The organism is Myxococcus sp. AB056, assembly GCF_006547365.1.
GTDB classification, from domain to species: Bacteria; Myxococcota; Myxococcia; order Myxococcales; family Myxococcaceae; genus Myxococcus; species Myxococcus virescens.
Genome location: NZ_VHLB01000006.1, coordinates 105,815 through 126,174, shown reverse-complemented (window position 1 = coordinate 126,174; position 20,360 = coordinate 105,815). Strand labels below are relative to the sequence as shown.

Genomic DNA, 20,360 nt, shown 5'->3' with positions numbered 1-20,360 from the left:
CCGCGGTCCCCTCCCCTCCGGCCCAGCAAGGACACCATGTCGCTCTTCATCTGCCAGCGGTGCGAGGTCCAGCATGAGAAGTGGGACGGCGCCTGTCCGGCCTGTGGTGGCACCGAGCTGCTGACGGTGGCGCCGGCCGTGGACCGGATGCTCGGCCGTGTCGTGGCGGGCCGCTTCCGCATCCTCCGGCGGCTGGGCCAGGGCGGCATGGGTTCGGTGTACCTGGCCGAACAGGTGGGCATCGGCCAGCAGGTGGCGATGAAGTTCCTCAACAGCGGCCTGTCCATGGACCCGGACGTGGCCCGCCGCTTCCTCAACGAGGCCAAGAGCTACGCGCGGGTGGCCCACCCCAACGCGGTGACGCTGCACGACTTCGGGCAAGACGAGGAAGGCAGCCTCTACATCTCCATGGAGTACGTGGAGGGGGATGACCTCAAGAGCCTGCTCGCCACGTGTGGCCGGCTCGCGCTCGACGAAGCCGTGGACATCGTCCTCCAGGTGGCGGACGTGCTCGCCTATGCCCACGCGCGCCAGGTCATCCACCGCGACCTCAAGCCGGAGAACATCATGGTCCGGCAGGGCATGCGCGGCTGGCACGTGAAGGTGCTGGACTTCGGCATCGCCCGAATCACCGACGGCGCGACACGGCTCACCCTCCAGGGCTCGGTGGCCGGCACGCCGCGCTATATGTCCCCCGAGCAGGCCATGGGCCTGGACGTGGACGCCCGCGCGGACGTGTACGCGGTGGGCATCGTCCTCTTCGAGCTGCTCACCGGTCAGCAGCCCTTCGACGGCAACAGCGTCTCCGAAATCATGCAGAAGCAGGTCCACCAGCCCATGCCACGACTGGCGCAGGTGACGGCGGACCTCCAACAGCCAGCCGTCGACGCCGTCATCCAGAAGGCCACCGCGAAGCGCCGCGAGGAGCGCTACGCCACCATGGAGGCCTTCGCGTCGGACCTTGTCAACGCGCTGCCCACCCTCACCAGCCGCCGCGCCGTCAGCGGCGTCAACCCCGCCATCCCCGGCGGCGGTCTCGAACCAGCGCGACCGGCCACGCTCCTGTTTGGCACGGAGGGCTCCGAGGCCACCCTGGTGCGCGCCGCCCCGGCGGAGGCCGCGCCGGTGACGGGCACCGCGCCCATTCCGCTGACCCAGCCCGCCGCGCCCTCCGGACTCCGGGTGGGCTCAGAGGGCTTCAACAAGACGGCGCACGCGGCCTCCCCCTATGCGGCGCCGAAGCGCTCGAAATCCAGCGCGGTGGTGGGGCTGAGCATCGCGGGCTTCCTGCTCCTGGGCGGCGTGGGCCTCGTGGCCCTCCGGGGCGGGAGCGGCGACGACGTCAAGGAGGGAACCCTGGTTCCAGTCGCCTCCCCGGCGCAACCGGCGCCCCCCGCCAAAGAGGCCGGAGCGTCACCTCACGCCACCACCGGGACGGTGGAGACGGCGCCCGACGATGTCGCGACCCGGCAACTCAAGGTGCTCGCGGCGGGACAGGCCATCGACATTGGCAATGACTTCAACGAAGGCCGGCTGGACAGCGCGATGAAACGGCTGGCCCAGGCACGGAGCCTGGGATTGGAGGCCGTCGAGCCCGAGCTGGCGGCACTCGCCGGCAAGGTGGAGGACGCCTCGAAGCGCATGGCCCGCGCCCGCGCCCTGGAGAATGACGGCAACTGCGAGACGGCCATCCCCCTCTATCGCGCATTGAAGCGCGACCATCCGCAGCTCGTGGAGGCCCAGCGGGGCATCCGGCGCTGCCAGGACATGCTGCCTCCAGAGGTGTCCGACTAGGCGGCAGAGCCCCGTCCGGCGTGGGCCGGGGCTCAGGCCCCAGGCGCGCGGAGGAAGCCGCTCTCGACGAAGTACTTGAAGTAGGTGCGGAAGAGGGACTCGTCCACCAGCGGGCATTCGATGCCGCTGCCCTCCAATCCCGCGCGTGTGTTCCGGTGGTCCACGCGCCCCCAGGATGAAAACAGTTGCAGGGGCCCCGCGCCGCCCGGCGCCTCCCGCGCTCCAATCAGCGGAGCGAGCGCGAAGAGGGCGTTGTGGTCCCGGCGCTCCGTCTCCCGCCGCAACTCATCGAGCCACTCGGCCTGCGACATGCTGCGCAGCGAATAGCCCAACGTCTCCAGCCACCCCTGCAGCAGCCCGGCCGACACCGGCCGCGGGTGGCTCATATGGAACGTTCTCCCGAGGGATTGCGGCTCTTGCGCCAGGTGCACGATCGCCTTCGCGACGAAATCCACCGGGAGCAGGTCCAGCGTGCCATCCAACACCGGCATGCTTCCGAGCTGGATGAAGCTCTTCAGGGTTCGGGTGACGAAGTCGGTGGTATTCCAGGCGCCCGTCTGGCTGTGGCCGGTCACGTTGCCCAGGCGGTAGATGGCGACCTGCATTCCCCGGCTGCGGGCCTGCGCCACCAACCGCTCCGCCACCCATTTGCTCTGGGCATAACCGGTGCGGAAGCCCGTCGCGCCCTCGATGGCATCGTCCTCCGTGAGCAGGGCCCCTCCCTGGCGAAGATGCGGCGGGAAGACGGACAGCGTGGACACGTGGTGGAACACTTTCGGCCGGCCCCGGCACGCAAGCTCCAGAAGCGCCTGCGTCGCTTGCACGTTGGGCGCCCGCATCTCCCGGTACGGGTAGAGGAAGCTCACCTCCGCGCCGCAGTGGTAGATGGCGTCGATCCGCCCGGCAAGCGCGCCGAGCTGTTCGGACGAAAGCCCCAGCCCCGGCTTCGCCAGGTCTCCCGGGACAGGTTCGATCCGCTCCCGGAAGCGCTCCTCCCAGAGTCCATAGGCGCGGAGCCGCCGCTCCAGCCTGGCCCCCGCCTCCTCGCGCCCAGCCGCGCGGATGAGGCAGTGGATGCGCGCGGGCAGCCGCTCCAGCAGCTCCTTCAACAGGAAGGCGCCCACGAAGCCGGTCGCGCCCGTCAGCAGGAGGTGCCGAGGGGGGCGCGGCCGCGCGGGCATCGCGCCACGAGGTTCGATCCCGGGTGGCAGCACGGCGTCGGCCAGCGGATCCACCTCCGCATCCCCTCTCGGAACCGGTGAGCGCTCCAACGCCGCGTCGATGACCGCCGCCATCCCCGCGACGGTCGGCTGCTCGAGCAGCGCCTGAAGCGACAGCTCGACCCTGAAGGTTGTGTGCGCCCGCATGGCGAACCGGACCGCCAGCAGCGAGTGTCCCCCCAGCGTGAAGAAGCTGTCGAACACGCCGGGAATCGAACTCCCCCCCAGCAGCTCGCGCCAGAGTCCCGCCACGGCGCGCTCGGTGGCGCTCCGCGGCGGGACGGATGCACCCGTCCCCCGTGGAGCCGCCCCCCACTCCGGCTCTGGCAATGCGCGGCGTTCGACCTTGCCGTTCGGCGTCAACGGGAAGCAGGCCAGCGAGACGAACGCGGTGGGCATCATGGGCCCAGGCAACCGTTCCGAGAGCCACTGGCGCAGCGCCTGCACATCCAGCCCGTCCTGGCCCGTCCGCGGGATGAAGTACGCCACCAGCCGCACATCTTCGGCTGCGCGCACCCGGGCAACGACCACCGCCTGCGCCACCGCCGGATGCCCGGCGAGCGTCGTCTCGATCTCCGCCAGCTCGATGCGGTGGCCACGCACCTTCACCTGATGGTCCATGCGCCCAAGGAACTCGAGCCCCCCATCCTCCCGCCAGCGGACGAGATCACCGGTGCGGTACAGGCGCGCCCCCAGCCTGGCCGAGAAGGAATCAGGAACGAAGCGCTCCGCCGTGAGCGCCGGCTGACCAAGGTAGCCCCGAGCCACCCCCTCACCGCCGATGAACAGCTCGCCGGCGACGCCCACCGGCACCGGGCGCCCCACCGCGTCGAGGACGTACAACTCCGTGTTGTCGATGGCGTGTCCGAGCGACGGTTCCGCCTCCTCGCCCTGGAGGCGCGCCACCGCGGACCAGATGGTCGTCTCGGTGGGGCCATACAGGTTCCAAACACTCACGGCCGCGTCCCCGAGCGCGCAGGCGAGCGGCCGGGACATGGCCTCTCCACCGCAGAAGGCTCGCAGCCGCAGGCCCACCGGGAGCCCGGCCTGCAACAGCATCTGCCAGGTGGCGGGGGTGGCCTGCAGCACGCTCGCGCCGCACCGGCTCAACCCCGCGGCCAGGAGTGCCCCATCGCGTTGCCACGCCTGCGGAGCAATCACCACGCGGGCGCCCACCGCCAGCGGCAGAAAGAACTCCAGCCCCGCGATGTCGAAGGAGAGTGAGGTCAGCGCGAGCACCACGTCCTCGGGCCCCAGCCCCGGCTCGCGCCGCATCGACTGGAGGAAGTTGAGCACGTTCTGGTGCGTCACCATCACGCCCTTGGGACGCCCGGTGGAGCCGGAGGTGTAGAGGACGTACGCCAACCGGGTGGAGAGCGCCGATCGCGGCGGAGGCGTGGCGGGCAACGCGGCCAGCTCACCGCGAACGTCATCGAAGAGGATCGACCGGACCTGCCCCGTGGGAAGCCGGCCGCGCACCGCGGAATGCGTCAACAGCACAGTCACGCCCGCGTCCGCCATCATGTAGGCCGTCCGCTCGGCTGGGTAGTCTGGATCCAGCGGGACATATGCCCCACCCGCTTTGAGCACCCCCAGCACCGCGACCAGCAGCTCCAGCGAGCGCGGGAGACAGAGCCCCACCCGCGCCTCTGGACCGACGCCATGGCTTCGCAGCATGTGGGCAAGCTGGTTCGCGCGCGCGTCCAGCTCGCGGTACGTCACCCGCTCGTCCTGGAACACCGCCGCGACCGTCTCCGGAGTGCGCGCGGCCTGGGCTTCCAAGAGGGCGGGGAGATCGGCCTCGACCGCGGGTGCCACTCGCGGTCCTCGGCCGCGCTCCAGCAGCGCCGACAGTTCGCCCCCTGGCAGCAACTCCAGCGACGCCAACGCCTTGGAGCCTCCCTCCACCAGCGCCCAGAGTGACTGCTCCAGGTGCCCCAACAACCGCTGGATCACCTCATCGCTGAACCGGGCGCGCTCGTAGGAGGCCCAGAGTTCGAGCGCCTCGCCCGGACGCGCGGTGATCGTAAGCGCATAGGGAGCACGCGCCGCGCCGAAGCGGCGCTCGACAACGAGCCCGGTGCCCGGCGGGCTCCAGCACGCCGCCTCCGCAGGGTAATTCTCGAAGACGAGCAGGCTCTCGAAGAGCGCCTCACCGGGCTTGCCGGCGCACCACCGCTGGACCTCGGCGAGCGGTGTCTGCTCGTGAGCAAGGAGCTCGGTGAGCCGAGCCTGGAGCGTGCGCAGCCAGCCGTCGGCGGTGGCCTGGGAGGGCACCTCCACCCGCACGGCCAACGTGTTGAGCAGCAACCCGGCGATGCCTTCCACTCCGTCCAGTTCGATGGAACGCCCGGACACCGCCAGCCCAAACATCACCTCGCGCTGGCCGCTGTAGCGCCCCAGGAGCACGGCCCACGCTCCCGCCAGAAGCGTGTTCAGCGTGATGCGGTGACGCCCCGCCAGGGCCTTGAGCCGGGCGGTCCGTCCGGCGTCGAGCCGCAGCCGCAGCGCCGCGTCCGGCTCCGGCACGCGGTTGGTGGGCCGGCGGTCCACGAACAGGGGTGTTGGAGAGACGCCAGGCCCCAGCGATTCCCGCCAGAACGGAGCCTCCGAGGAGAAGTCACGCGAGCGGACCCATCGCACGAAATCCCGGTACGGCCGGGCCGGGGGCAGCGCATGGCGGGTCCCAGCCCGGAGCGCCGCGTACGTGGTGAAGAGTTCGCCCAGAACGAGCGCCGCGCTCCAGCCATCAAAGACGAGGTGGTGCAGGATCCAGACGACCCAATACCGCCCCTCCTCCAGCCGGACCACCGACAGGCGCACCGGCGGCGCGTCTGTGAGCGCAAAACCGCGCGCCCGATCCTCGGCGAGAAAACGCTCGCGCCGTTCCTCGAACGCGAGCGGCTCCTGTGAGCGCCAGTCCCACCACTCGATTGGCGGCAACTCCCGCGCCTCGGACTGGCGTGGAGCGGAGAGCCCCTCCCACTGGAAGCGCATCCGCAGCCCCGGATGACGGGCTCCCACCTCACACCAGGCTTGCTCGATGAGGTCCGGAACGAGCGGACCGCGGAGTTCGAACTCCAACTGCTCGTGGTACACGCGCGAACCGGGCGCGAGCAGCGTGTGGAACAGCATTCCCTCCTGCATGGGCGTGAGCGGATACGGCTCTGACACGGCAGAAGAGGGCCGCTCTTCCTCCGGGACAGCGGAGGCGCGCCCTCCCTCCGGGAGTTGCTGCGACGCCGCGCGCAGCACCCCGGCGAGCTCCGCGATGGTGGGATGGCTGAAGAGCTGGGAGGGCCGGCACCGGCAACCCGCCTCGCGGAGACGGGCAGAGATCCGGACAGCGAGGATGGAGTCCCCTCCCAGTTCCAGAAAGTGCGCGTGGCGTCCCGGGGGCGCGACGCGCAGCACCTCTCCCCAGAGCTGAGACAGCCTTTCCTCCAGCGAATCCCGCGGCGCCTCCTGAAGGCCTGATGGCACGAGGCGGTTGGACGCCGATGGCTCGGGCAGCGCGCCACGGTCCACCTTGCCTGTCAGGGTCAGGGGAAGTCCGTCCAACTGAACGAAGACCGCCGGAACCATGTAGTCCGGCAAGGACCGCTCCAGGAACGCCCGAAGCGCCGTGAGCCCAAGCGGCTCCGCGGCATTCCGCGCCGGGACGACATAAGCCACCAGTCGGCTCTCGCCCTCCCCTTCGCCATGGACCACCACCGCCTCGCGGAGCCCGGGGTGGCCCACGAGGGCCGCCTCGATCTCACCCAGCTCGACACGGTAGCCACGAACCTTGACCTGATGATCGCGGCGGCCAAGGAACTGCAGCGTCCCATCCGGCATCCGTCGGACGAGGTCTCCCGTGCGGTACAGCCGCGCGCCCGGCTCCTCGCTGAACGGATCCGGGACGAAGGCAGCCGCGGTGAGGTCCGGGCGCCGGAGGTATCCCCGCGCCAGCCCCACGCCCCCGATGAAGAGCTCCCCCACCTCACCCGGCGCGGAGAGGAAACCGCGTGCGTCCAGGACATGGAGCCGCGTCTTCGCCACCGGCGCTCCCATCGGGACATAGGGGCGCGTCTCCCCCGGGACACAGTCCCAGCAGGAGGCATCGATGGTCGCCTCGGTCGGCCCATATTGGTGGTGAAGCCGCGCCGGCACCCGCGCCAGCAACCGCTCACACAAGGAGACCGGGACCACCTCGCCACCACAGAAGACGTGCCGCAGCGATAGGCAGCGCTCCAGCTCCGGCGCCGCCAGCAGCACCCGAAGCAGCGTGGGGCCGAAGTGCGCGACGGACACGTTCTGCCGCGCGATCAAGCCGGCCAGGTAGCTTCCATCCCGCTGCCCGCCCGGCCGAGCGAGCACCAGGCGCGCGCCAGCGATCAGCGGCGCGAAGATCTCCCAGACCGAGATGTCAAAGCTCAGGGAGGCCTTTTGCAGGAACGCGTCTGCCGCGCCCAGAGGGTACGTCTCCTGACGCCAGCGCAAGTGGTTGGCCACCGCCTGGTGCGTCACCATCACGCCCTTCGGGCTCCCAGTAGAGCCCGATGTGTAGATGACGTAGGCCAGGTGCTCGGCGGTGGGTCCGTTATCGGGCGGAGAATCGGGCTCGGAAGCAATCCGGGCCGCATCCCGCCGCAGCTCGACGGCGCGATGGCCGCCCCACTCCCATCGCACGTCCACGGAGCCGGAGGTCACCAGCAGGTCCGCGCGCGCCTCCGCCAGGAAGAGCCGCAGGCGCTCGGCGGGGTACTCCGGATCGAGCGGAAGATAGGCACCCGCCGCCTTCCAGATGCCGAGCACACAGACCACCATGTCGATGGAGCGAGGGACGTGCAGTCCCACGATGGACTCGGGTCCCACCCCCAGCCGCCGCAGGTGGTGGGCGAGCCGGTTGGCACGAGCCTCCAGCTCCCCGTAGGACACCTCCTCCTCTTCGGACCAGATCGCGATGGCGTCCGGCGTGCGCCGGGCCTGCTCCGCGACCTGCTCGTGCAGCAGGAAGGATGAAGCGTCCTCGAGAGGGAGACCCACCTGCGGTGTCGACCTTGCCATTCCTCACCGCCTCGAACGCTTCCCCACCCGGCCCACGCGCCCGCCCGGGAACGGCTGAAGCGCGCTGCCGTCTGGACGTGCTCACGCGACGTGGGGGCTGCGCATCCGGACGTTCATCCTGAACCCTCCGGTGAGAGTCCAGGATTGTGCCAATCATGAGAAAGTCATGCAAGTGCCGCTCGCGGCTCCGCCAGCGAACCAGCGCTAGGCACATGACGTTAGGATTGCACAGAGGAGGCCTGTCTCGCGGGCCTCTCTCAAGGAGTGTCCGTGGACCTGGAACAGATCTCAGAGATCCTGACCCGCCTCGAACAGCACGAGACACGCGCCGCGCGCACCCTGAACATGGTGCCGAGCGAGAACAGCATGTCGGCGCTGGCCAAGCTGCCGATGCTGCTCGATCTACACCACCGCTATTTTTTCAATGATGGGGCAGAAGAGGAGCCCTGGGAGTTCCGGGGCGTAGAAGAGCTGTCCTCGCTGGAGACCGAGCTGGCGAGACCGCTGCTGCGCGAGCTGGCCGGCGCCGAGTTCGTCAACGTGCGCGCGCTGTCCGGGTTGAACCTGATGACCCTGACGCTGTCCGCGTTCGGAGGCCCCCCAGGCTCCACGGTGATGCTGCTATCCCGCGCCCAGGGCGGGCACTATGCGACCGCGAGCGTCGCCGCCCGGCTGGGATTGAAGGTCTGCTACGCCACGGGGCCCGACGCGCACACCGTGGACGAGACACAGTTCGCCGAGACGCTGCGCGCCCACCAGCCGGGGCTCGTCTACATCGATCAGTCCAATGCGCTGTTTCCCCTGGGCGTCGAACGGCTGGCGCGGGCCGTCCAGCGAGAGGCCCCGAACGCCCTGCTCCACATCGACGCAAGCCATTGGATGGGTCTGGTGCTTGGCCGCCAGCTGCCCAATCCGCTCGCGGAGGGCGCCCACTCCTTCGGCGGCTCCACCCACAAGACCTTCCCAGGACCGCAGAAGGCCATCTTCGCCACCAACCGGAGGGAGCTCTTCGAGCGCTTCCGAGCAACCCAGCAGTACATGGTGAGCAGCCACCACTTCGGCGCGACGGTGAGCCTGGCGTTGGCGCTGCTCGAGTTCAAGCACTGCCGGGGTGAGCAGTACGCCGCCCAGGTGGTGCTGAATACCCGGCGCTTCGGCGCCGCGCTCGATCGTCTTGGGTTGGAGCTTGACGGCAAGGAACGCGGCTTCTCGGCCGGCCATCAGCTCTGGGTCCGGACGCGGGCATCCGGCGTGGACGCGTTCACCGCGAGCCAGCGGCTGTTCGACGCGGGCATCCGCACCAATGCCTATCCATCGCTGCCCGGCATTCCTGAACCGGTCCTCCGGGTCGGCCTGAACGAGCCCACGTACCACGGACTCATGGCCGACGACATGGAGGAGCTCGCCGGGCTCTTCGTCGCGGCGATCCTCCAGACGCAACCGGCGGAGCAGCTCGCAGGGCGTGTGGCGTCGCTGCGCGCGCGCTACCGGTTCCCCTACCGCTTCCCATCCGACGACCCCAAGCTGCTCGAACAAGCGATGCGACTGGTGCGTCTGGCGTTGACGCAGCCCGTGGAGTGAGGCCGCGGCGTGGCTTCCAGGGAACATGGACTGTCCGAGGAAGACGGGACAAGCTCGGACCATGAACCTGGTCCCCTTCGTGAACGAGCACCTGGAAGCGGCCGCCTCGCTGCTCGCCCTGCGGCACCGCGCCCACCGGGCCGCGCTCCCGCTGTTGCCGGGTGAGCCCGAGTCAGCCACCGAAGCGCGGCGGATCCTGGAAGCGCTCCGGCAGCGGCCTCGCACGAGCGGCTTCGCCGCGCTCCAGAACGGGCAGCTCATCGGCTTCGCCCTCGGGACACTGCGGATCGACACCACATGGGGGCGCTCGGCTTGGCTGTTCGCGCCCGGCCACGCGCTCGCCCCGGGAACGAGTCCCGAGGTGTACCGCGACCTGTATGCGGCCCTGGCCGCGCAGTGGGCCCAGGACGGCTGCTTCGTTCACGCCGCGCTCGTCCCCGCCCATGATCGTCCCGCGCTCGAGGCCTGGTACGGCGCCGGCTTCGGGCATGAGCAAGTCCACGCGCTCCGTTCCCTGGACCCGGTGGACCTTCGGCCTGGCGTCCTGGACAGCCCCCTCCGGATCCGCCGCGCGGGCATGGACGATTTGGCCCGGCTCCTGGAAATGGCGGGGCTCATCTCCGAGCACCAGCGCGAGTCACCGGTGTTCGCGCCGTACCTGCCCGAGTTCTCCGAAGACTGGCCGCAGGACTACACGGAGTTGATTGAGGGCGAAGCCGATCGCATCTGGATCGCCGAGCAGGACGGACGGCTGCTCGGGTTCGCCATCTTCAGCCCTGCTGAACAGTCCCCCGACGAAGTGCTGACGCCCCCGAATAGCGTCACCTTCACGGTAGGGGTCACACGGGAGGACGTTCGCTGCCGCGGCGTTGGCCGTGCGCTGTTCGCGCGCGGCGTGGAGGAGGCCAGGCGAATGGGATACCGCGCCTGTGTCACCGATTGGCGCGCAACCAATCTGACCGCCTCCCGCGCCTGGCCCCGCATGGGCTTCAGTCCAGCCCTCTACCGGTTGAGCCGCCGCATCGACGAACGCGTGGCGTGGGCGCGCGGCGCACGCTCCACCCATACATAGGCGTGGAACGTGTTCCCTGGATTGAACTGCCATTGAAACAACGGTACCTCTCACATTGCCGCCCTGCTCGCGGCGTGTCCCTCTCAACGAACCGGACGGGCTGACTGATGTCACACCACGCCATCGAAGACATCTACCCGCTCTCGCCCCTGCAACAGGGGATGCTCTTCCACACCCTGTACGCTCCCGAGGCAGGACAGTATTTCCTCCAGATTACGTGCACACTGGAGGGGCACGTGGAGCCGGCGCACTTCGAGGCAGCGTGGCAGCACGTCCTCGATCAGCACCCAGCGCTACGCACCTCGTTCACCTGGGAGGAGTTGGAGGAGCCCCTCCAGGTCGTCCACCGCGCCGTCTCCGTGCAGCTCACCCGGCAGGATTGGGGCCACCTCGCACCCGAGGCACAGCGTCGTGAGCTGGCGGCCCTCCTCGATGCGGATCGCCAGCGCGGGTTCGCGCTCGACCAGGCGCCGCTCATGCGGCTGCTCCTCATCCGCACCGGCCCTCGGACCCACACCTTCGTCTGGAGCTGTCATCACCTGCTGCTGGATGGCTGGTCACTCGGGCTGCTCCTCGAGGAGTGCCTCGACGCGTACCACGCGCTCGCCCGGGGCGAACGCCCTGCGCGCAGCGCCACGCGTCCCTACCGCGACTACATTGCCTGGCTCCAACAGCAATCATCCGGGCAGGCGGAGCACTTCTGGCGCGAGCGGCTGGCAGGCTTCTCCTCACCCACGCCCCTGCCGGTGGCGCGGGCCACGAAGGCCGAGGGTTCCTGGCATGGGCGCTCCTCACTCATTCTCTCCGAAGAGACGTCGGAGCAGCTCCGCGCCCTTGCCCGGACGCACGCGCTGACGCCGAACACCCTCTTCCAAGGCATCTGGGCGCTGCTGCTCAGCCGCTATAGCGGCCAGTCCGACGTCGTTTTTGGAACCACGGTATCCGGACGGCCCGCCGACCTGCCGGGCGCGCAATCCATGGTGGGGATGTTCATCAACACCCAGCCGGTGCGGACGCGGGTCGATCCGGATGGCCTCGTCCTGCCATACCTCCAACAGCTCCAGCGCGAGCAGGCCGAGGCGCGCCAGTACGAGTACAGCTCGCTCGTGCAGATTCACGGCTGGAGCGAGGTGCCGCGCGGACAGAACCTCTTCGAAACGCTGCTCGTCTTCGAGAGCTTCCCCTTCGCCCACGCCGAGACCTCGCCGGGCGGTGGCGCGACCGTCACGGACATCGAGACCTACGACTTCACCAGCTACATCCTTCACATCGACGTTGTCCCCGGTCCTGCCTTCACCCTCCTGGCGAGCTACGATCGCCGGCAGCTCGACGACGCGACGCTCGCGCGGCTGCTGACGCACTACGCGCGGCTGCTCGAGGAGCTGGCCCATCACCCCGGGCGGCGCCTGGACGAACTCTCGATGCTGCCGGACGCCGAGCGCCAGCAAGTCCTGCTCGACTGGAACCAGCAGCGGGCGGACTACCCGTTCAACAGCTCCATCCCGCAGCTCATCCAGGAGCAGGCCGCACGGACTCCGGACGCGATCGCGGTGACTCACCGCGACGCCCAGCTCACCTACCGCGAGCTCAACGCCCGGGCCAACCAGCTGGCGCATCCGCTCATCACGGAAGGCGTGGGGCCCGACATCGTCGTCGCGCTGCTCGGTGATCGAGGGGTGGACTTCCTCGCCTCCATCGTCGGGATTCTCAAGGCGGGAGGCGCCTACCTCCCGTTGGATCCGGACCACCCCGCCGAGCGGTTGGCGCAGATCCTCGGGCAGAGCCAGACCCCCATGGTGGTGGTGTCCCGAGAACGCCGCGCGCTGCTCGACGCGGCGCTGGCGCTCCTGCCCGCCGGTGCCCGGCCACGCGCGTTGGAGATCCCGGAACTGCTGGAGCGCCAGGCGCCAGCGGACGATCCGCCGTGCCGCAGCCACGGGCGGAACCTGGCGTATGTCATCTACACGTCCGGCTCTACGGGCGCCCCCAAAGGCGCCATGCTGGAGCACGCTGGGAAGATCAACCACATGCGCGGCATGATTGATTTCCTGCGGCTGGGGCCGGCGGACGTGATGGCTCAAACGGCCTCACAGTGCTTCGACATCTCCGTCTGGCAGTTCCTCGCCCCGCTGCTGCTGGGAGCACGCGTCCAGATTCTCGACACCGAGCTGACGCGGGATCCCGCCAGCTTCCTGGCGGAGTTGGACCGGACAGGCATCACCGTCCTCGAGGTGGTTCCCGCGTTGCTGACGGCGATGATTGAGCAGCTCGAGCGGATGGACCCCGCGCGGTTGCCGATGCAGTCGCTCCACTGCCTCATTCCCACCGGCGAGGTGCTCCCGCCAGCGCTTTGCAGACGGTGGCTGAAACTGTACCCGCGCGTGCCGCTGCTCAATGCCTACGGCCCGACGGAGACCTCGGACGACACGAACCTCTACACGGTGTCCCAGCCACCACCGGACGACGAGGAGCGCGTACCGGTGGGCTACGCGCTGCCGAACCTGACGATGTACATCCTGGATTCGCGGCTGCGTCCGGTGCCGGTCGGGCTCGCTGGGGAGCTGTACATTGGCGGCATCGGGGTGGGCCGCGGCTACCTGAACAATCCCACGCGCACGGCCGCATCGTTCCTACCGGACCCGTTCTCCACCCTCAGCGGGGCGCGCTTCTACAAGACGGGTGACATCTGCCGCTATCGCCCCGACGGAAGCATCGAGTTCCTCGACCGGGCGGACTTCCAGGTGAAGATCCGCGGCTTCCGGGTGGAGCCCGGTGAGGTGGAGTCGGTGCTCGCCCGGCATCCAACGGTCAGGCAAGCCGTGGTGGTGGCGCGCGAGCTGCCCACCCGCGGCAAACAACTGGTGGCCTATGTGGTGCCGCGCGAGGGCACCTGGCCCGGAGCTGCCGGGGGCAGCAGCCGCGACGGCCACGAGGGCATCACCCTCCTCCGTGAGTTCCTCCAGGGACATCTGCCGCACTACATGATGCCCTCTGTCTTCGTCGTGTTGCCCGCGTTGCCGCTGAACGCCAACGGGAAGGTGGACCGCAAGGCGTTGCCCATACCGGACGCCGCCGCTGCCCAGGAAGCGCGTGCGCCCTCGCCCCCTCGCTCCGATGTGGAGGAGCGGCTCGTGGCGCTCTGGCAAGAGGTGCTGTCGCGCCAGCCGATCGGCGTCGAGGATGATTTCTTCGAGCTCGGCGGCCATTCGCTGCTCGCTGTCCGCGCGCACTCCCGGCTGCGCGAACTCTTCGGCATCGACCTGCCGCTGCGGACCCTGTTCGAGCTGACCACCGTGGCCCGGCTGGCAGAAAAGATCGAGGCCCTCCGCTGGGCGGCCTCGGGCCCTCCCAAGGACGAGCCGGAGGACGTCGAGCGCGAAGAGGTGGAGTTGTGACAGTCCTCGAGCTGGTCACGGAGCTGCGCCAGCAGGGCGTAAGGCTGTGGCTGGAGCAGGAGCAGCTCCGTTGCAGCGCGCCCAAGGGCGTGCTCACCGAGGAGCTGCGCGCGTCCTTGCGCGCCCACAAATCGGAGCTGATCGACTTCCTTCGAGAGGCCCACGCGGCCACCCCCACCCACGCCATCATCCCGAGCGCACCACGGCCCCCGCGGATTCCGCTGTCGTTCGCGCAGCAGCGGCTGTGGTTCCTCGACCGGCTCGAGCCGGACAGCGCCCTGTACAACATGGCGGTGCCGCTCAGATTGCGCGGCCCGCTGGACGTGGAGGCATTCCGGCGCGCCTGCTCCGAGGTCGTGCGGCGTCACGAGTCGCTGCGCACCACCTTCCAGATGGCCGAGGACCAGCCATTCCAGCACATCACCCCGCCAGCCCCCCATCCCGTCCCGTTGGTGTCGCTCGAGGAACATCCGCCTGACGGCCGAGAGGCGATGGCCTCGAGGATGGCTCGGGAAGAGTCCTCGCGGCCATTCGATCTGACCCGGGGGCCGCTCGTGCGGACCACCCTGCTGCGGCTCGCTCCGGACGACCACGTGCTGCTGCTCACCCTCCACCACATTGTCTCGGACGGTTGGTCCGAGACCGTGCTCGTGCGGGAGGTGGCCGCGCTCTACACCGCGGCCCCCGGCACCGGGCCCGCGCTACCGGAGTTGCCCATCCAGTACGCGGACTTCGCGCTCTGGCAACGAAGCTGGCTCCAAGGGGAGGTGCTCGAACGCCAGCTCTCGTATTGGCGGCGGCAGCTCGCGGGCGCGCCGCAGGTGCTGGCGTTGCCAACGGACCGGCCGCGTCCGGCGGCGTGGAGTGGCGCGGGCGCCAGCCTCGCGTCCCTCATTCCCACGGAGCTGGCGGAGGCGCTCCGGGCAGCGGCCCGGCGCGAAGGCGCGACCCTGTTCATGATGCTGATGGCGGCGTTCCAAGCGCTCCTTCATCGCTACACCGGACAGGATGACATCGTCGTGGGCACGGACGTGGCCAATCGCAGCCGCGCCGAGACCCAGGGGCTGATCGGCTTCTTCGTCAACCAGCTCGCGCTGCGCACCCGCTTCGAAGGAGATCCCCCATTCCGGGAGCTGCTCGGGCAGGTGCGCGCCACGGCGCTGGACGCGTACGCGCATCAGGACCTGCCTTTCGAGGAGCTGGTCAAGGTGCTCAATCCCGAGCGGAGCCGGGGCCATGCGTCCATCTTTCAAGTCAAACTCCTGCTCCAGGACGTGGCGCTCTCGGAGCTGTCGCTGCCCGGGCTCACGATTCAGCCGGTGGAGGTGGAACAGGCCTCCGCGAAATTGGACCTCACCGTCTTCGTGGCGGAGACGCCTCGGGGGCTGGAGTGCAAGTGGGAGTACAGCACGGAGCTGTTCGATGAAGGCACCATCCGCCGGATGGTGGCGCACTTCCAGCGGCTCCTGGCGGGCGCGGTGGCGGACCCTGGCTGCCGCATCTCCGCGCTCCCGCTCCTGTCCGCGGATGAGGAGCAGCAACTGCTCGCCGTCTGGAATGACACCCGGACGGAGTACCCCCACGCAGCCTGCGTTCATACGCTCTTCGAGGAGCAGGTCCGCCGGACGCCCGAGTCCCTCGCGGTCCTCCACGAAGGCTTCACGCTCTGCTACCGCGAGCTGAACGAGCGGGCGAACCAGCTCGCCAGGCGCCTGCGGGCGATGGGCGTTGGCCCCGAGACGGTGGTCGGCCTGTGCCTCGAGCGCGGTCCGGAGTTGGTGGTGGGCTTGTTCGGCATCCTCAAGGCGGGCGGTGCGTACCTCCCGCTCGACCCCACCTACCCCTCCGAGCGGCTCGGTTTCATGCTCCGGGACGCCCGCGTTCCGGTGCTGGTCACCCTCGAACGAATCGCCGATCGGCTCCCCTCGCAGGGAGAGCAACTGCTGTGCCTGGACGCAGACCAGGAGCCGCTGGCGCGCGAGGCGACGTCGAATCTGGAGGTCCCCGTCACCGCCGGGAACCTGGCGTATGTCCTCTACACCTCGGGCTCCACCGGCACGCCGAAGGGGGCGATGATTGAACACCGGGGGGTGGTAAACTACCTGAGCTGGTGTACCGGCGCGTACCACGTGGTGGAGGGCTCGGGGGCTCCGGTGCATTCCTCCATCTCCTTCGACCTGACGGTGACGAGCCTGCTCGCGCCGCTGGTGGCAGGAAGGACGGTGACGCTGGTCCCAGAGGACGACCGGCTGGAGGGGCTGGCCAAGGCACTCCGCTCGAAGCCAGATTTCAGCCTGGTCAAGCTGACGCCGACGCACCTGAAGCTGCTCGCGCGGCAGCTCGACCCGGCGGCGCTGGCCGGACAGGCGCGAGCGCTCGTCATTGGCGGGGAGGCATTGACCGCCGAAGCGCTGGAGCCCTGGAGGAGCCATGCCCCAGGGACACGGCTCATCAATGAGTACGGGCCGACCGAGACGGTGGTGGGCTGCTGCGTCCACGAGGCCAGGCCGGATGACGCCCGCACGGGGTCAGTAGCGATCGGCCGGCCGATCGCGAACACGCGGCTCTACGTGCTCGACGCGCACCTGCGCCTCGTACCGGTGGGAGTGCCCGGGGAACTCTATATCGGCGGGGACGGCGTGGCCCGCGGCTACCTGGCCCGGCCGGAGCTGACCGCGGAGCGCTTCGTGCCGGATCCGTTCGGCGACATCCCTGGCGCCAGGCTGTACCGGACTGGGGATCGGGTGCGCCGCTTCCCGGATGGTGTGCTGGACTTCCTCGGCCGCAGGGACGAGCAGGTCAAGGTGCGAGGATATCGCATCGAGCTGGGCGAGATTGAAGGGGTGCTCGGCCAGGCCCCCGGCGTCCGCGAAGTGGTGGTGGTCGCGCGCGAGGACCTCGAGGGCAGCAAGCGGCTGGTGGCCTACGTAGTACCGAACGAAGGCGCGGACGTGACGCCCGAGGTGCTGCGCCAGCTCGCTCGCGCGAAGCTCCCGGAGCACCTGGTCCCCTCGGTGGTGGTGCCACTGGACGCACTACCCCTGTCGCCGAACGGCAAGGTGGACCGCAGGGCACTCCCCGCGCCGGAGGCGCTCGCACGCGAGTCCCACCACGCGTACGTCGCGCCTCGGACCCGCACGCAAGCCCTGCTGTGCGCCCTCGGTGCCGAGATCCTGCGCCTGGAACGGGTCGGCATCCGCGACAACTTCTTCGACCTCGGCGGCGACTCCATCCTGGGCGTGCAGCTGATCGGCCGGGCGAACCGGGCCGGCCTGCACCTGACCCCGAAGCAACTCTTCGATCATCAGACGTTCGAGGAACTCGCCGCGGCGGCGGGTACCGGTGGGGCCATCATCGCGGAGCAGGGACTGGTCAAGGGTGACGTCCCACTCACGCCGATCCAGTGCTGGTTCTTCCGGCAGCCCCAACCCGCCCCCCACCACTTCAACCAGGCCGTGCTGCTGGAAACCCACGCGTCCTTCCGCTCGGACCTCCTCGAGCCGGCGCTCCAGGCGCTCCTGGCCCATCACGACGCGCTCCGGCTGCGCTTTGAAGAAACCGGGCATGGCTGGACCCAGCACTGTGTCGAGCTGGAGCGCGCGCCAGCCGTGAGCATGTTCAATCTCTCCGGCTTGCCCCCGGAACATCAGCGCCGCGAGTTGGAGGCCACCGCGGCGAGCCTGCAAGAGAGCCTGGATCTCCAACAGGGTCCATTGCTGAGGGCCGTGTGGTTCGACCTCGGCGACGGGAAGGCGGGACGCCTGCTGCTCCTCGCCCATCACCTGGCCGTGGACGGCTTCTCCTGGCGTGTCCTGCTGGAGGATCTCCAGGCGGCGTACCAGTCCCTCCTCCAGGGACACGAAATCCACCTCCCTGCGAAGACCACCTCGTACCAGCACTGGTCCAGACGGCTGCGCGAGTACGCGGCCTCCGCCACCCCCGCCTTCGACTACTGGCGGCGGATGGATCGCTCCAATGTGGCAAGGCTCCCGGAGGACCTGCCCGGAGCATCGGCCGCCAGCGACACCGCCGCGGACGCCCGGACGTACACCGTGGAACTCGGCGCGGAGGAGACGTCCGCGCTCCTCCGCGAGGTGCCTGAGGCGTTCCGCTGCGGGATGAACGATGTCCTGCTCACCGCGCTCACCTCCGTGCTGGCGAATTGGACGGGGGGCCGAAGGTGGCTCGTGGACCTGGAGGGCCACGGCCGGGAGCCGCTGTTCGATGACGTTGACCTCTCTCGCACGGTGGGGTGGTTCACCTCCATCTTCCCTGTGGTGCTCGAAGCCCCCGCGGGTGGCGGCCTCCTGGAGTTGCTGGAATCCGTGAAGGCCCAGCTCCAGCGCATCCCGAACCAGGGCATCGACTTCGGCGTCCTGCGCTACCTGCGCCAGGGTGACGCCGGTGGCCCTCCCTCAGACGAAGCGCAGGTGCTGTTCAATTACCTGGGACAATTCGATCAGGTGTTCGCGGGCGACGGCCTCTTTCGGCCCGCGGAAGAGTCCCCAGGCCCGACCATCAGCCCCCTGGCGCCGCGCACCCACGCGCTCGAGGTCAACGGACTCATCCACGCCGGTCGGCTGAGGATCGGCTGGGCCTACAGCGAGGCCCGCCACCACGCCTCGACGATCGCCCGACTCGCGGAGCGCTTCCTCCAGGTGCTGAGGGAGCTCGTCGCGCTCTCACGCGCGGGCGGACACCGGGGCCGCGCGGCCCGTTTCCCGCTTGCGCGGCTGGCACCGGTGTCTCTTGAGCGCCTGCTGGCGGAGGCGCCCGGCACGGAAGACGTGTATCCCCTCGTGCTTGGCCAGCGCGAGATGTTCGAGCACACGCGAGCCCACCCCGGGGCGTGGGCTTACTTCACCCAGCTCTCGTGCCGATTGGTGGGCACCTTCTCGCCGGACGCCTTCGTCGCGGCCTGCCAGCGTGTGATGGAGCGGCACCCGGCGCTCCGTGGCTCGGTGGCGCTGGAGGCGACGGCGGAGCCCCACCAGCTCGTCCACCGCGCCCCCTCGCTCCCCGTCGAGCGGCTCGACTGGACGAAGCGAACGGACAGTGAGGCGCGCGTCCTGCTGGAGCAATTCCTCGAGGCAGACCGTGAGATCGGCTTCAGCCCAGACCGGCCGCCGCTGCTACGGCTCACGTTCATCCAGCTCGCGCCTCAGGCATGCCACCTCGTGTGGAGCAGCCACCACGGCATGCTCGACGGTTGGAGCATGTCCCTGCTGCTGGAAGAGGTGTTCACGGTGTACGGCAGCCTCTCGCGCGGTGTCCCCGTGGAGCTGCCGCCGCGGCCCCCCTTCCGGGAACTCGTCGCCTGGGTGCAGCGCCAGCAGCCCTGGCGCGCGGAGGAATACTGGCGGCGCGAGTTGGCGGGCCTGGCCGGACCACCGGCGGCCTCCCACGCCCCAGCCGGCGGGCAGCGACCTCTGGAGCATGCGCGGTATGCGGAACGAACGCTCGAGATGGCGCCGGCCACCACAACGGCGCTCCAGGAACTGGCGAGGACACACCGGCTCACGCTGAACACCCTCATCCAAGGTGCGTGGGCACTGGTCCTGGCCAATGGCCCTCGCGCCGAGGAGGTCGTCTTCGGGGTGACCGCGGCCGTGCGCCCCGTGGACCTCCCGGGTGTGGAGGACATGGTCGGGCACCTCATCAACACGCTTCCTACGCGGGTCCAGTTGGTACCGGGCGCTCCCGTCCTCGAGTGGCTGGCCCAGTTGCAAGCCCAACAGGCCGAGCAGCGTCAGTTCGGCCACGTTCCACTCTCGGCGTTGAGGCGTTGGACCGGGCTGCCAGACGACAACCCCCTGTTCGACAGCGTCCTCCGCTTCGAGAACTACCCCATCCGCTTCGTCCTCGAACGCACGGCACCGGGGTTCACGGTAGAGGCCATGCGGATCATCGATCGCTGGCCCTACCCGCTGTCACTGGTGGCAGTCCCGGGCCCACCGCTGAGGCTCGAACTCGGCTGGCAGCGCGATCGGATTGACGAGGACACGGCCACCCGTGCGCTGGCGAAAATGCAGTACGTGCTCGAGCGTCTCCTCGGGGACCCCGAACAGAGACTCTGTGCGTTGATGGAGGGACTCCAGGAGTGGGTGCCCCCGGCGCAGGTTGAATCAGGTAGCAGCGTCTGCGAGAATTCCGCAAAATCCGCAATTCGCAGGTAGCGGTAGAGGGGAGCGCTCCCGGCCCACCCCGGAAGCAGCCCCAGCTCACCGTGGCGAGGCGGATCCGGCAGCA

At 69.5% G+C, this 20,360-nt stretch carries 6 protein-coding genes; 5 read left to right on the top strand and 1 reads right to left on the bottom strand.

Translation table 11 applies throughout. The features are described from left to right. Positions 1 to 36 precede the first annotated feature (36 nt). Complete coding sequence (locus FMP39_RS04765) at positions 37 to 1,794, top strand: serine/threonine-protein kinase (RefSeq protein WP_141588807.1); 1,758 nt, start codon at positions 37 to 39, stop codon at positions 1,792 to 1,794. Positions 1,795 to 1,826: 32 nt separating this feature from the next. Here FMP39_RS04765 and FMP39_RS04760 read toward each other — a convergent pair whose 3' ends face one another. Next, the gene (locus FMP39_RS04760) at positions 1,827 to 8,042 is read right to left on the bottom strand and encodes a non-ribosomal peptide synthetase (protein WP_141588833.1); all 6,216 of its coding nucleotides are present in this window, start codon (positions 8,040 to 8,042) and stop codon (positions 1,827 to 1,829) included. A 291-nt stretch (positions 8,043 to 8,333) separates the two neighbouring features. On the opposite strand from FMP39_RS04760, the gene FMP39_RS04755 reads away from it, so the two are divergent. The 4 genes from FMP39_RS04755 to FMP39_RS04740 all read left to right on the top strand — a co-directional run bounded on the left by FMP39_RS04755 (position 8,334) and on the right by FMP39_RS04740 (position 20,287). Then, positions 8,334 to 9,644, top strand: coding sequence for a hypothetical protein (locus tag FMP39_RS04755; protein WP_141588806.1), 1,311 nt, complete (start codon positions 8,334 to 8,336; stop codon positions 9,642 to 9,644). Positions 9,645 to 9,705: 61 nt separating this feature from the next. After that, positions 9,706 to 10,716: a GNAT family N-acetyltransferase gene (locus tag FMP39_RS04750; protein WP_228557671.1), complete on the top strand. Its 1,011-nt coding sequence runs from the start codon at positions 9,706 to 9,708 to the stop codon at positions 10,714 to 10,716. Positions 10,717 to 10,823: 107 nt separating this feature from the next. Then, the gene (locus FMP39_RS04745) at positions 10,824 to 14,111 is read left to right on the top strand and encodes a non-ribosomal peptide synthetase (protein WP_141588804.1); all 3,288 of its coding nucleotides are present in this window, start codon (positions 10,824 to 10,826) and stop codon (positions 14,109 to 14,111) included. Next, positions 14,108 to 20,287, top strand: coding sequence for a non-ribosomal peptide synthetase (locus FMP39_RS04740; RefSeq protein WP_141588803.1), 6,180 nt, complete (start codon positions 14,108 to 14,110; stop codon positions 20,285 to 20,287). The genes FMP39_RS04745 and FMP39_RS04740 overlap by 4 nt, the downstream gene beginning before the upstream one ends. Positions 20,288 to 20,360: the final 73 nt, after the last annotated feature.